Below are 14323 nucleotides of genomic sequence, written 5' to 3'. Positions count from 1 at the left end.
AAAGCGCATCGGATTCGTCTTCTATCGCTCCCAGCCGCAAATTTGACCGCGACATGCAAGTTCCGCCCGAGACCCAGGTCGTCATCGACTTCGACGACAACCGCGCCGCATCCGCATTGGTCGGCCCCTACGGCCAGCATCTGGCGCAGATCGAGCGGCGGCTCGGCGTCGTGGTCGATTCCAAGGGCAACCACATCACCATCGGCGGCTCGCGCGACGGCTGCGACGCCGCCCGCCGCGTGCTGGAGACGCTCTACGCGCAAGCCGTGAAGGGGCAGGATCTCGACCAGGGCGAGGTCGAAGGTGCGATCCGCGCCGTGATCGCGCAGGGCTCGCTGTTCGAATTCGACGCGAAGTCGGGCAAGTCAAACTTCGACAGCATCAATTTGCGCAAGCGCCCAGTGCGTGCGCGGACCGCCGCGCAGGACTCCTACATCCGTGCACTGAAGCGCCACGAGCTGGTGTTCGGCGTCGGCCCGGCCGGCACCGGCAAGACCTGGCTCGCGGTCGCGCATGCCGCGCAACTGTTCGAGCGCAAGGAGGTCGACAAGATCATCCTGTCGCGTCCGGCGGTGGAAGCCGGCGAGCGGCTCGGCTTCCTGCCCGGCGATCTCCGCGAGAAGGTCGATCCGTATCTGCGCCCGATCTACGACGCGCTCTATGATCTCATGGATGCGCGCATCGTTGAGCGCGCGCTGCAGACCGGCGAGATCGAGATCGCGCCGCTCGCTTTCATGCGCGGCCGCACGCTGACCAACGCCGCCATCATCCTGGACGAGGCGCAGAACACCACGTCGATGCAGATGAAGATGTTCCTGACACGTTTGGGCGAGAACAGCCGCATGATCGTGACCGGCGATCCCTCGCAGATCGACCTGCCGAACGGCCAGACTTCGGGCCTGGCTGAAGCGACGCGCCTGCTCAGCGGCGTCGAAGGCATTGCGCAAGTTCATTTCAAAGCCGAGGACGTGATCCGCCACGAACTGGTGGCACGAATCGTCTCTGCCTATGAAGGGCAGCCGCAACGGCCGGCCGCCGGTAAATCCTGACGAGACAACAGCCGGACCATGGGGGGCGCGGACATGTCGCCCCCTCGTTCCGAACAAAGACAATGTCACATCCCAACCTTCCCATGACCGAGGTCCTCATCGTTGCCGATTGCTGGCAGCGCGAACCTGATTCCGAAGCCGTAATCCAGCGCGCGGTCGCGGCCGCCGCCGAGAGTGTCGACGAGGACGTCGCGGACGCCGAAGTGGCGGTGATGCTGACTGATGATGCGGGTATCCGCACGCTCAACAGCAACTGGCGCGGCATCGACAAGCCGACCAACGTGCTGTCGTTTCCCGCGCTCCAGCCGGAGGGCGAGTGGAAGCCGGGCGATGCGCCGCGCATGCTCGGCGATATCGCGATCGCCTACGAGACCATGCGGCGCGAGGCGGACGAGGAACACAAGCCGTTCGAACATCATTTGAGCCATCTCGCCGTGCACGGTTTCCTGCATCTGGTCGGCTACGACCACGAGAACGACGGCGACGCCGAGGAGATGGAAGCACTGGAAACGCAGATTCTGGCTCATCTCGGCATCCCCGACCCCTATGCTGATCGCGCAGGGACGCACTGAGATGCCGGATTCCGAACCGATCCACGACAATCCACGCAACACCCCGAATCTGCCAGCCGTGGTGACGCCGAGCGAAGTCGTGCGACCGACTGCGGATGGCTGGCTGCTGCGCGCCATCCGCACGCTGTTCGGCTGGAAGGCAGGCTCGGTGCGCGACGACCTCCAGGTCGTGCTCGACGCCACGACGCCGGATGACACCGGCTTCTCGACCGTCGAGCGCACCATGCTGCGCAACATCCTCGGCCTGCACGAGCGCCGCATCGCCGACGTCATGGTGCATCGCGCCGACATCATCGCGGTGAGGCGCGACATCCCGCTCGGCGAATTGATGGACCGTTTCGAGAGCGCCGGCCATTCGCGGCTGGTGGTCTACAACGAGACGCTCGACGACCCCGTCGGCATCGTCCACATCCGCGATCTGCTCGCCTTCATGACCGCGCGTGCGCGCGTGTCGGACGCAACCAAGACCAAGCGCAAGAAGCCGCTCCCGGCCGGGCTTGATCTGCGCACCGTCGATCTCGCGCTGCCGCTCGGGGATGCGCGCATCATCCGCAAGCTGCTCTACGTGCCGCCGTCGATGCGGGCGATCGACCTTTTGGCGCAGATGCAGGCCACACGCATTCATCTCGCGCTCGTTGTCGACGAATATGGCGGCAGCGACGGGCTGGTTTCGCTGGAGGACATCGTCGAGCAGATCGTCGGCGAGATCGACGACGAGCATGACAGCGACGAGCCGCCCTCGATCGTCCGCCTGCCCGACAACGCCTTCATCGCCGATGCTCGCGCCAGCCTCGATGACGTCCGCACAGTGATCGGTACGGATTTCGTCACCGGTGAAGCCGGCGAGGAAGTGGAGACGCTGGGCGGTTATCTCGTCAGCTTCGTCGGACGCCTGCCGGTGCGCGGCGAGGTGATCTCGGGCCCCGGCCATTACGAGGTCGAGGTGCTCGATGCCGATCCGCGCCGCGTCAAGCGGCTGCGGATCTCGACGCGGAAGGAACGCCCCGCACCACGCACCCAGCGCGAGAGCCGCCGCCGCGAGACCACGCCGGAAAGCGGTCAGCCGCCGTCCAGCGACACGCCAACGCCGCCGCCAAGCGACGGGACCGGCCCGCGGTGAGCGCATTCCAGCGATTTCGGCTGATTGCGCTTGCCATCATCCTGACCTGGGGATGGAAGCGCGCGCTCCTTGCGATGGGGTGCGGCGCGCTGTCGGTGCTGGCGCTGGCGCCGTTCAATGTCTTCCCGGTGCTGTTCCTCACCCTGCCCGTGATGGTCTGGCTGATCGACGGCGCTGGCGCTGGACGCTATGGCGGCGTCCCCGCCGCGGCGCTGACGGGCTACTGGTTCGGGCTCGGCTATTTCGTGCCGGGCCTCTACTGGATCGGCAAGGCCTTCTTCGTCGACGCCGACATCTTCGCCTGGCTGACGCCGTTCGCCGTGCTGGGCCTGCCGGCCTATCTCTCGATCTTCACCGCGATCGGCTTTGCGCTGGCCCGCCTGCTCTGGACCAAGGATGCCACGCGCATCCTCGCGCTTGCCGCAAGCCTCACTATCGCCGAATGGCTGCGCGGTCACGTGCTGACCGGCTTTCCCTGGAACGCGTTCGGCTATGCGCTGTCCGAGCCGCTGCCACTGGCGCAGACCGCGTCGCTGATCGGCCTGTGGGGCATGACGTTCCTCAGCATCGCGATCTTTGCGAGCCCGGCGTCGCTGATCGACCGCACGCCTGATCGCCGCCCGGCGTGGCGCGCGCCGGCCGCGGCAGTCGCGCTTCTGATTGTCATGAGCATCTTCGGCGCGATCCGCCTGTCGCTGCATCCGACCACGATGGTCGCGGGCACCAAGCTGCGCCTGATGCAACCGGATCTCCAGCAGGACGCGAAATTCAACTACGCCGCCAAGGCGGAGGTGATGAAGAAATATCTGGCGCTGTCGGATCGCGCCTCCGGGCCGCAATCGACCGGCGTGCGCGATGCCACCATCTTGATCTGGCCGGAATCCGCCTTTCCGTTCTTCCTGACCCGCGAAGCCGATGCGATGGCACAAATCGCCGAGCTGCTGCCGAAAGGCACGGTGCTGATCACGGGTTCGGTCCGCGCGCCCGATCTGCCGCGGGGTACGCCGGTCACGCGTGCCTATAATTCGATCTATGTGATCGATCACGACGCCAGCGTGCTCGCTGTGTACGACAAGCTGCACTTGGTGCCGTTCGGCGAATTCCTGCCCTACCAGGACCTGATGGAGAAGCTCGGCTTCGAACAGCTGACGCGCATGCGCGGCGGCTTCATTCCCGGAACTGTGCGGCACGCACTTGCGGTGCCCGGCGCACCAAGCGCACTCCCACTGATCTGCTACGAAGCAATCTTTCCCGGCGAGGTTGCCGGACGCAACGAGCGTCCCGGCTGGATCGTGAACCTCACCAATGACGGCTGGTTCGGCATCTCGACCGGCCCCTATCAGCATCTGGAGCAGTCGCGGATGCGCGCGATCGAGCTGGGATTGCCGCTGGTCCGCTCCGCCAATACCGGCATCTCCGCTGTGATCGATCCGGTGGGACGAACAATCGCCAGCCTCGGTCTCGGGACCGAAGGCATTTTGGATGCAAATCTGCCTGCCGCGATCCCGCCGACCATCTATGCGAGGGTCGGCGACGTGCCGGCAGCCATGCTGGTCGCGCTGGCCGTGATTCTCGCGGTCCGCCGACGTGTTGCCAAACGGCACCCCTGATCACGCCGTCGCCACGGACGCGGCCGGAATCCTTTGACAACCGTAGTCCCACGGTTGACAGACTGCACGCGGGTTCCTCATTCTGCACCCGCTGCGAAAGACAGTGGGCGTTGCTAAATTTCTCCGCAATGTTTCCCAATAACATGGTTTGATTTTTTATGTTGCTGGCACCTGAGGCATTCCGGTCGATTGCGCTGGAGGTGGTGTTTGGAGGCTGAGGAAATGTCGAAAGCGCCCAACCCTGTTGACAAATATGTCGGCAGCCGCGTGCGCATGCGCCGCATCATGTTGGGCATGAGTCAGGAGAAGCTCGGTGAAGCTTTGGGCCTGACTTTCCAGCAGGTTCAGAAGTACGAGAAGGGCACCAACCGCGTCGGTGCGAGCCGCATCCAGCAGATCGCCGAGATCCTGCAGGTGCCGGTGTCGTTCCTGTTCGAGGGCGGCCCCAGCGGCGTGGCCGGACCGGACGGCTTTGCAGAAGGCGCTTCGCCCTCCTACGTCTCGGACTTCCTCGCGACCTCCGAAGGTCTCGCTTTGACCAAGGCGTTCACGCGTATCACTGATTCGAAGATGCGCCGCTCGATCGTCGATCTCGTCGAGCAGATTGCGGCCCGCGAAGGTCCCGACAAGCGCTGACGCGCCACCTCAATCCGATTTGAGAGTGCGTGAAATCTGGCCTATGTCGTCATTTGCGGCCGCGCCTTGATGCGCGTCCACTCAGATGATGCGATTCAAAGGCACAGATGCGCTCATGACCAAAGCCAATTGGTTCGATACCAAAACTATTCTCGATGGCATCCGGCGCTGGGTGGAGATCGAGACGCCGACAGAGGCGCCTGAACAGGTCAACAGGCTGGTGTCGCTGGTCGCGGATCAGCATCGCGATCTGCCTGTTACGCTCGAGCGCATCGCCGGCGTCGACGGCTGCGGCGATCATCTCCTGGCACGCTCGACCTGGGGCCAGGAGCAGCCGGGCATCCTGGTGCTGAGCCACCTCGATACCGTTCACCCCCTGGGCTTCATCGAGCGCCTGCCGTTCAAGGTCGAAGGCGACAGCGCGTTCGGTCCCGGCATCTACGACATGAAGGGCGGCGCCTATATCGCCCATCACGCGTTTCGCGCGCTCTGCGCCGACGGCAATCGTTCGCCGCTCGGCATCACCCACATGTTCACCTCCGACGAGGAGATCGGCAGTCCGACCTCGCGTGCGCTGATCGAGAAGGAAGGGCGCAAGGCCAAATACGTGCTGGTGACGGAGCCCGCGCGCGACGGCGGCAAGATCGTCACCGGACGCAAGGGTGTCGGACGCTTCGAGGTGTTCATCAAGGGCGTGCCGGCGCATGCCGGCTCGCGGCCCGAAGATGGCCGCAGCGCCGTTCGCGAGCTCGCCAACGTCATCATGGCACTGGAAGCGATGAACGATCTGGCGCGCGGCGTCACCGTCAATGTCGGTGTGGTGCGCGGCGGCACACGCCCCAACGTGACGCCGGAAGAAGCCTATGGCGAAATCGACCTGCGCGTCCCGAGCTTCGCGGATGCGGACGAATTCGTCGGCAAGATCCTCGCCCTGAGATCAAAGACCGAGGGCGTCACCGTCAGGGTCACGGGCGGGCTCAATCGCCCGCCTTACGAGAAGGGCAATGCAGGCGCCTCGCTGTACGAGCACGCCAAGACTCTCGCTGGCGAGATCGGCTTCGAGCTGATCGACACCTATACCGGCGGCGGCTCGGACGGTAATTTCACCGCTCCCTACACCGGCACTCTCGACGGGCTCGGCGTCGACGGCAAGGGCGCGCACACCCATTATGAGCAGCTCTATGTCTCGTCGCTCGAACCGCGCGCGCGGCTGCTCTATCGCCTGTATCAGACGCTGCGATGAGCGAGCGCAAGTCTAACCCCGATCGCGATGACAGCGAGCGCGCCTTCTTCGGGCGCCGCAAGGGCCACAAGCTCAGGCAGCACCAGGCCGAGCTGGTCGATCATCTGCTGCCGCATCTTTCGCTCGACATCGAGGGTGAAGCACCCGCGAGCGCCAACGAGATCTTCGATCCCGCGGCAGACGACGTGCGGCTCGAGATCGGTTTTGGCGGCGGCGAGCATCTCGCGGCCGAAGCGCAGAACTTCACGACGACCGGCTTCATCGGCTGCGAGCCCTATGTCAACGGCATGGCAAAAATCCTCGCGCAGATCGAGGCCGCCAACATCGCCAACATCCGCCTGTTCGCCGGCGATGCCGCCGAATTGCTGGCCTGGCTGCCGAAGGCCTCGCTGTCGCGGATCGACTTGATCCATCCGGATCCCTGGCCGAAGCGGCGGCACTGGAAGCGGCGTTTCGTCCAAGACCGGACGATCGCGGCGATGGCGCGCGTGCTCAAGCCCGGCGGCGAATTCCGTTTCGTCTGCGACATCGACGATTACTGCGCCTGGACGCTGATGCATCTGGCGCGCTCGGTAGATTTTGTCTGGCTTGCAGAGCGCGCCGATGATTTTCGGCTCCCTTGGGACGGCTACACCATGACGCGCTACGGCCGAAAAGCCACGCGCGAAGGCCGCAAGGCGGCGTATCTGCGGTTTCGACGGCTTTAGATCGTCTGCCGGTTGCGCCAGAATTTCACGACGCGCTCGGCGGTCGACGGCATCAGGCGCGTGAAGTTTACGCGCGCTTGCTCGAGATCGGCATCGGCCGGCGTGCGATGCGAACCGTACCACATCAGGATCAGCGCGCGCACCGTGGGCCAGCCGAGATTCAGCATCCGCCCCAGAATCAAAATCGGATCGTAGCGGTCGCCCGCGACCAAGCGATCGAGGATCGAGAGACGAACGCCGGCCATCGCCGCGAGCGAGGCGATCGATTCCTCGTATTTGTGCGCTTTGGCAAAGCCGAGCAGCGCGCTTTCGCCGAGATGGCCCTCACGATGCAGCGTCAGCACCGTGCGCTGTGCCGCTGAGAAATCGCGCCGTGGTCCCGGCGGCAGCGAGGCCTCCTCGATCGAGGCCATCGCGCGCGCGATCTCGACCTGGCGCACGGGATTGACCACGCTGGAGAGACGGCGGCGAATGACGTCGAGCGTGCCGTTGAGAAGCTCTTTCAGGTGATCGCCGGAGAGATCGTTGCGCTGGCCGATCTTGACCGTCAGCACGCCGTCCTGCGACGCACGCTTGATCAGCTCGGAATAACTGCCCGGCGAGAACACCGCGCCCGCATTGCCCGCAGCGCGGCGCACCACATCGCGATCGCCGCGCTCGACCAGCACGTCGGTGATGACGGACGACAAAACGGGACGCTCCGTCATCGCCAGCAGATGACCCTGGCCCTTCAGCCGCGCGATCTCCACCAGCGCTGCTTCATCGAGCACCGGCGAGCGGCGCAGCACGGGACCTGCCACCGCGATCTCGTTTTCGCGCGCGAGTTGAGTGACCAGATGCGGCGGCGCGTTGTTCAGGTACGAGAAGCGTTCGGCGAGGTCGACGCGCGAGGCAAGCTCGGCATGCGGGACGAGATCGATCAGCAGATTGTCGAAGAGATCGACGAGGTCGGGACGGAGCTTCTCGGCGTCCTGGAAGAATAATTGGGAGATGGCGCGCGCGATCTCGCCGCGACGCCGGGGGTCGCCGCGTTTGACGATATCGTCCAGTCCGGGAATGAGCGACGTGGCAACGGTCATGAAAACGCAAACTCGTATAGGGCACGCCGCGGGTGCGCCCTTGGTCCAAGTCGCCCCACAATCAGGGAATTTAGGCCTCCTAGATGAAGGAAGCGTTGCGCGGGGGGCCTGCCGGACGGGCGCAAAAAGCCTCGTCTGGCTCCCGATGGGCCTTGTCCGGAAGCCCGGAAAGGGCTATATCAGCGTCAATTCATCTTCTCATACGATCCGCGTAGTGAGAGTGGGCCCGAAAGGACCCGCTCTTTTTTATTACCTGAACGCGGCTTGGCGGAAGATGTGGCCCGACGCGCTGTCGGGAAAGTTCCGAAGCTGGCTTTGACGTCTTAACCAAGCCTTAACCAAACAAGCGCCTTGACCCCTGATATGACCGAACCGAATGCTGGTTCCACCGACGCCGAGTTGCTGGCCGAGCCGAGACTCGTGGTCGAGCCGGGCGCGGCTGCACGGGTGTCCGCGGTTGCGGGTCCGGTACTCGAAGGCATGGGCTACCGCCTGGTGCGGATCCGCATCTCTGGCGAAGCCGGCTGCACCGTGCAGATCATGGCCGAGCGGCCGGACGGATCGATGCAGCTCGAGGATTGCGAGGCGATCTCGCGGGCGCTGTCACCCGTGCTCGACGTCGCCGACCCCATCGATCGCGCCTACCGGCTGGAAATCTCCTCGCCGGGAATCGACCGTCCGCTGGTGCGCCGCTCCGATTTCGAGCGCTATTGCGGCCATCTGGTGAAGATCGACATGGCGGTCGCCCATGAAGGGCGCAAGCGGTTCCGTGGCATGCTGGGTGTGGTCGAAGGCGATCGCGTGCATCTGCGCCGTGATGACTTCAAGGCCGGCGACGATGCCGACGTTCTCCTGACGATGGAGGATATCGGCGAGGCGCGGCTGGTGCTGACCGACGAGCTGATCGCGCAATCCATGCGCCGCGGCAAGGCCGAGGCGCGCGAAATGCGCAGGGATCTCGGCCTCGAGCCGCCGAAGGCGCCACACGCCGAGATCAGCGAAAAAACCACCAAGAACACCAAGCCGAAAAAGAAACCGGCCCCGACCAATACCAAGAAACATCGCCTTGCCGCCGAACGCGCGCAGCGGGGCGAGATCGATCCTGACGAAGGAGACTAGCCATGGCAGTCAGCGCCAATCGACTCGAATTGCTTCAGATCGCCGACGCCGTTGCACGCGAGAAATCGATCGACCGCGGCATCGTCATCGCGGCGATGGAGGACGCCATCGCCAAGGCGGCGCGGGCCCGGTACGGCAGCGAGACTGACGTTCATGCCGAGATCGACCCCAAGAAGGGCGAGCTGCGGCTGTCGCGCCACATGCTAGTGGTCGAGACGGTCGAAAATCACTCCAACCAGATCTCGCTGGTGGATGCGCAGCGTGCCAATCCCGGTGCCCAGGTCGGCGACACCATCGCCGACACCCTGCCGCCGCTGGAATACGGCCGCATCGCCGCGCAGTCGGCCAAGCAGGTGATCGTGCAGAAGGTGCGCGAGGCCGAGCGCGACCGGCAATATCAGGAATTCAAGGACCGCATCGGCGACATCGTCAACGGCGTCGTCAAGCGCGTCGAATATGGCAGCGTGATCGTCGATCTCGGCCGTGGTGAAGCCATCATCCGCCGCGACGAAATGCTGCCGCGCGAAGTATTCCGCAACGGCGACCGCGTCCGCGCCTACATCTTCGACGTCCGCCGCGAGACCCGCGGGCCCCAGATCTTCCTCTCCCGCACCCATCCGCAGTTCATGGCAAAGCTGTTCGCGCAGGAAGTGCCCGAGATCTATGACGGCATCGTCGAGATCAAGGCGGTGGCCCGCGATCCCGGCTCGCGTGCGAAAATCGGCGTGATTTCCCGCGATTCCTCGGTCGATCCGGTCGGCGCCTGCGTCGGTATGCGGGGCTCGCGCGTGCAGGCCGTGGTGAACGAGCTGCAGGGCGAGAAAATCGACATCATTCCCTGGTCGCCCGACATCGCGACCTTCGTGGTCAACGCGCTGGCGCCGGCCGAGGTCTCCAAGGTCGTCATCGACGAAGACCGCGAGCGCATCGAGGTCGTGGTGCCCGATACCAACAACCAGCTCTCGCTGGCGATCGGCCGCCGCGGCCAGAACGTGCGTCTGGCCTCGCAGCTTACCGGCTGGGACATCGACATCCTGACCGAGCAGGAGGAATCGGAGCGCCGCCAGGCCGACTTCGAGAACTCCACCCGCGTCTTCATGGAATCGCTCAACGTCGACGAAGTGGTCGGCCAGCTGCTGGCGTCGGAAGGCTTCACCTCGGTCGAGGAACTCGCGATGGTGGACCTCAAGGAACTCGCCGGCATCGAGGGTTTTGACGAGGAGACCGCGGAAGAGCTCCAGAACCGTGCCCGCGAGTATCTCGAGCAGCAGGAGGCCGAGATCGAGGCCAAGCGCAAGGAGCTCGGTGTCGAGGACGCCGTCAAGGACGTGCCCGGCGTCACCTCCAAGATGCTGGTGAAGTTCGGCGAAAACGACATCAAGACGGTCGACGACCTCGCCGGCTGCGCCACTGACGATCTGGTCGGCTGGACCGAGCGCAAGGAAGGCGGCGAGCAGACCAAGTTCGCCGGCGCGCTCGATGGTCTCGACATCTCCCGCGACGATGCCGAAGCCATGATCATGCAGGCCCGCGTCAAGGCCGGCTGGATCACCGAGGCTGACTTGGCCAAGCCGGCCGAAGAGGCTGAGGCGGCTGAAGATCAGCCGGCTTAAGGGCAAAGGAGAATGTCGCCCGGATGCTCGCAGATACTGACCACGATCTCGACAATGGCCCGCGGACCGAAAGGTCCGCGACCATGCGGATGTGCGCGGTCAGTCGCGAGGTCCGGCCGATCGACGAGCTGATCCGCTTCGTCATTTCGCCGCAAGGCGACGTAGTTCCCGATCTCAAGCGCAAGCTGCCCGGACGCGGCATGTGGGTCACCGCCTCACGCGAGGTGGTTGCAGAAGCCGTGCGGCGTCACCATTTTGGCAAGGCCTTCAAGCGCGAGCTGCGCATTCCCCAGACGTTTCCCGCCGACATCGAGGCGCTCCTGGTTCGGAGCGTGACCGAGGTCCTTGGGATCGCGGCCAAGGCGCGCCAGATCGTCGCCGGTTTCGGCAAGGTCGAAAGCGCCCTGCAGGAAGGTACGGTCGAGGTCCTGATCCATGCCAGCGACGGGGCCGCGGACGGAATCCGCAAATTGGACATGCTGGCGCGGCAAAATGACGGAAATCGCGGTGCCAAGCCGCCGATTCCCGTCGTCACCGCACTGAAATCGTTAGAATTGGATTTGGCACTTACCCGGTCAAATGTGATACATGCTGCCCTGCTCGCGGGCCCGGCGAGCAAGTCATTCCTGTCACGTAGCCAGATGCTGGTCCGATACCGGATGGCGGACGCTGACAAGACTGCCGAAAAGCCCGGCCAGGATTTCTGAGAGACAACGACCACCCAATAGGACGGTGCGGCAACGCACAACACTGATAAATCAGGATTAGGACTGCTGAATGGTTGATACCAAGACCCCTGACGACAAGAAGCTGAGCGTTCCGAGCAAGACGCTATCGCTCAAGCCGCGCGTCGAAACGGGCACTGTGCGCCAGAGCTTCAGCCATGGCCGCAGCAAGCAGGTCGTGGTCGAGAAGCGCGGCAAGCGCCGTATCGACGGCAGCCCCGAGCCGCAGGCGCCCGTGGTTGTTGCAAAGCCGGCGCCGGCCGCACCTGCACCCGCTCCCGCGCGCCCGGCTCCGCCGCGCAACGCCGGCTCCGGCGTGGTGCTGCGCACGCTGACCGAGGACGAACGTTCCGCCCGCGCCAGCGCGCTGGCCGATGCCAAGGTGCGCGAAGTCGAAGAGCGCCGCGTGGCCGAGGAAGAGGCCCAGCGCCGCGCTGTTCGCGAAGCCGCCGAACGCGCCGACCGCGAGGCCGCCGAATCCCGCCGCAAGGCCGAGGAAGAGCGCCACCGTCACGAGGACGAAGCCAAGCGCAAGGCCGAGACCGAAGCCAAGAAGCGTTTTGGCGAAGGCGAGCAGCCGGCATCCGCTCCGCGCCCCGCAGCTGCCGCCCCGGCCGCTCCTGCGCCGCGCCCCGGCGCGCCCGCAGCACGCCCCGGCACCACCACCACGGCACGCCCGGGAACCACGACCGCACGGCCCGGAACGACCACGGCAAGGCCGGCGGGCGGCCCGTTGGGTCGTGCTCCCGCGGTCGCAGCCGGACCGGACGAGGACGATGGTCCGCGCCAGATCCGTCGCGGTCCCGGCGGCGCAGCGCGCCCCGTGATCCCCCCCAAGCCGACCCACAAGCCCGGCCCGCAGAAGGAGCGCGGCCGCCTGACGGTCGTGACCGCTCTCAATGCCGACGAGGTCCGCGAGCGTTCGATCGCCTCGTTCCGCCGCCGCACCCAGCGCCTGAAGGGCCATGCCGCGAACGAGCCGAAGGAAAAGCTCATCCGCGAGGTGGTCATTCCGGAAGCGATCACGATCCAGGAACTCGCCAACCGCATGGCCGAGCGCGCAGTCGACGTCATCCGCATGCTGATGAAGCAGGGCGCGATGCACAAGATCACCGACGTGATCGATGCCGACACCGCGCAGCTGATCGCCGAAGAACTGGGTCACACCGTCAAGCGCGTTGCCGCGTCCGACGTTGAAGAAGGCCTGTTCGATGCCATCGACGATTCCACCGACACCGAGACGCGCTCGCCGGTGGTGACCGTGATGGGCCACGTCGACCATGGCAAAACCTCGCTGCTCGATGCGCTCCGTCATGCCAACGTTGTCTCCGGCGAAGCCGGCGGCATCACCCAGCATATCGGCGCCTATCAGGTGCTGTCGCCCGAGAGCGGCAAGAAGATCACCTTCATCGACACGCCGGGCCACGCCGCGTTCACCGCGATGCGCGCCCGTGGCGCCAAGGTCACCGACATCGTCGTGCTGGTGGTTGCGGCCGATGACGGCGTCATGCCGCAGACGATCGAAGCCATCAACCACGCCAAGGCGGCGCGGGTGCCGATCATCGTTGCCATCAACAAGATCGACAAGCCCGACGCCAAGCCCGAGCGCGTGCGCACCGAGCTGCTGCAGCACGAGGTGCAGGTCGAGTCGTTCGGCGGCGAAGTCGTCGACGTCGAAGTGTCCGCCAAGAACAAGACCAATCTCGACAAGCTGCTCGAGATGATCGCGCTCCAGGCCGACATTCTCGACCTCAAGACCAATTCGGAGCGTCCGGCCGAAGGCACCGTGATCGAAGCCAAGCTCGATCGCGGCCGCGGTCCGGTCGCGACCGTGCTGGTTCAGCGCGGTACGCTGCGTGTCGGCGACATCATCGTCGCCGGCGCCGAGATGGGCCGCGTCCGCGCGCTGATCTCGGATCAGGGCGAGACGGTGCAGGAAGCCGGTCCGTCGGTTCCGGTCGAGGTGCTCGGCTTCAACGGTCCGCCGGAAGCCGGCGATCGTCTCGCCGTGGTCGAGAACGAAGCCCGCGCCCGCCAGGTCACGAGCTACCGCGCGCACCAGAAGCGCGAGAACGCGGCTGCCTCGATCTCCGGCATGCGCGGCTCGCTCGAGCAGATGATGTCGCAATTGAAGACGGCGGGCCGCAAGGAATTCCCGCTGATCATCAAGGCCGACGTGCAGGGCTCGCTGGAAGCGATCCTCGGCTCGCTGGAGAAGCTCGGCACCGACGAAGTCGCAGCCCGCATCCTGCATGCAGGTGTCGGCGGCATCTCGGAATCCGACGTGACGCTTGCGGAAGGTTTTAACGCCGCGATCATCGGCTTCTCGGTTCGCGCCAACAAGGAGGCCGCTGCCGCCGCCAAGCGCAACGGCATCGAGATCCGCTACTACAACATCATCTACGACCTCGTGGACGACGTGAAGAAGGCCATGAGCGGCCTGCTCGCGCCGACCTTGCGCGAAACCATGCTGGGCAATGCCTCGATCCTGGAGATCTTCAACATCTCCAAGGTCGGCAAGGTTGCCGGCTGCCGCGTCACCGACGGCACCGTGGAACGCGGCGCCAATGTGCGCCTGATCCGCGACAACGTCGTCGTGCACGAAGGCAAGCTGTCGACGCTGAAGCGCTTCAAGGACGAAGTGAAGGAAGTCCAGTCCGGTCAGGAATGCGGCATGGCCTTCGAGAACTACCACGACATGCGCGCAGGCGATGTCATCGAGTGTTATCGCGTGGAGACGATCCAGCGCTCCCTGTAAGTCCAAATCTTACCGAAGCGCCCGGATCTTTTTGAGCTGAAATTGCGGGAGTGCGATGGCCGGATTTATTTCCGGCCATCGCACCGCATTCG

The 14323-nt window shown here is 65.0% G+C and carries 12 protein-coding genes; 11 read left to right on the top strand and 1 reads right to left on the bottom strand.

The annotated features are described in order from the left end of the window. The first annotated feature begins 53 nt into the window (after nucleotides 1-53). The 7 genes from B5V03_RS12280 (at nucleotide 54) to trmB (ending at nucleotide 6937) form a co-directional block, all read left to right on the top strand. On the top strand, nucleotides 54-1049 hold the full coding sequence (locus tag B5V03_RS12280; protein WP_129270469.1) for a PhoH family protein: 996 nt from the start codon (nucleotides 54-56) through the stop codon (nucleotides 1047-1049). A gap of 83 nt (nucleotides 1050-1132) precedes the next feature. Next, entirely contained in the window at nucleotides 1133-1621 is a 489-nt protein-coding gene (ybeY, locus tag B5V03_RS12275) for an rRNA maturation RNase YbeY (protein ID WP_245502202.1), read from the top strand. A 1-nt stretch (nucleotide 1622) separates the two neighbouring features. Further along, complete coding sequence (locus B5V03_RS12270) at nucleotides 1623-2741, top strand: hemolysin family protein (RefSeq protein ID WP_164987949.1); 1119 nt, start codon at nucleotides 1623-1625, stop codon at nucleotides 2739-2741. After that, nucleotides 2738-4351: an apolipoprotein N-acyltransferase gene (gene lnt / locus B5V03_RS12265; RefSeq protein WP_129270463.1), complete on the top strand. Its 1614-nt coding sequence runs from the start codon at nucleotides 2738-2740 to the stop codon at nucleotides 4349-4351. The genes B5V03_RS12270 and lnt overlap by 4 nt, the downstream gene beginning before the upstream one ends. Nucleotides 4352-4573: 222 nt before the next feature. After that, a complete protein-coding gene (locus B5V03_RS12260) occupies nucleotides 4574-4987 on the top strand; it encodes a helix-turn-helix domain-containing protein (RefSeq protein WP_007598327.1) in 414 nt (137 codons plus the stop codon). A gap of 85 nt (nucleotides 4988-5072) precedes the next feature. Next, a complete protein-coding gene (locus tag B5V03_RS12255) occupies nucleotides 5073-6230 on the top strand; it encodes a M20 family metallopeptidase (protein ID WP_129270461.1) in 1158 nt (385 codons plus the stop codon). After that, the gene (trmB, locus tag B5V03_RS12250) at nucleotides 6227-6937 is read left to right on the top strand and encodes a tRNA (guanosine(46)-N7)-methyltransferase TrmB (RefSeq protein WP_129270459.1); all 711 of its coding nucleotides are present in this window, start codon (nucleotides 6227-6229) and stop codon (nucleotides 6935-6937) included. The genes B5V03_RS12255 and trmB overlap by 4 nt, the downstream gene beginning before the upstream one ends. Here trmB and B5V03_RS12245 read toward each other — a convergent pair. Further along, nucleotides 6934-8016, bottom strand: a complete 1083-nt coding sequence (locus tag B5V03_RS12245) for a DUF2336 domain-containing protein (protein WP_129270457.1) — start codon at nucleotides 8014-8016, stop codon at nucleotides 6934-6936. The two genes, trmB and B5V03_RS12245, sit on opposite strands and share 4 nt — an antisense overlap. Before the next feature lie 363 nt (nucleotides 8017-8379). Here B5V03_RS12245 and rimP point away from each other — a divergent pair, with 363 nt between their 5' ends. The 4 genes from rimP (at nucleotide 8380) to infB (ending at nucleotide 14231) form a co-directional block, all read left to right on the top strand. Then, nucleotides 8380-9135 (top strand): ribosome maturation factor RimP, encoded by a 756-nt coding sequence (gene rimP, locus B5V03_RS12240; RefSeq protein ID WP_129270455.1) that lies wholly within the window; start codon nucleotides 8380-8382, stop codon nucleotides 9133-9135. 2 nt (nucleotides 9136-9137) lie between these two features. Continuing rightward, nucleotides 9138-10748 (top strand): transcription termination factor NusA, encoded by a 1611-nt coding sequence (gene nusA, locus B5V03_RS12235; RefSeq protein ID WP_129270453.1) that lies wholly within the window; start codon nucleotides 9138-9140, stop codon nucleotides 10746-10748. Between the two features lie 23 nt (nucleotides 10749-10771). Continuing rightward, nucleotides 10772-11455: an RNA-binding protein gene (locus B5V03_RS12230; RefSeq protein ID WP_129270451.1), complete on the top strand. Its 684-nt coding sequence runs from the start codon at nucleotides 10772-10774 to the stop codon at nucleotides 11453-11455. Nucleotides 11456-11525: 70 nt separating this feature from the next. Then, complete coding sequence (infB, locus tag B5V03_RS12225; RefSeq protein WP_129270448.1) at nucleotides 11526-14231, top strand: translation initiation factor IF-2; 2706 nt, start codon at nucleotides 11526-11528, stop codon at nucleotides 14229-14231. Nucleotides 14232-14323: the final 92 nt, after the last annotated feature.

The sequence above is a fragment of the Bradyrhizobium betae genome, from assembly GCF_004123905.1.
GTDB lineage: Bacteria > Pseudomonadota > Alphaproteobacteria > Rhizobiales > Xanthobacteraceae > Bradyrhizobium > Bradyrhizobium betae_A.
Note: the sequence above shows the minus strand (reverse complement) of the source record. Positions and strands in the feature narration are given on the sequence as shown.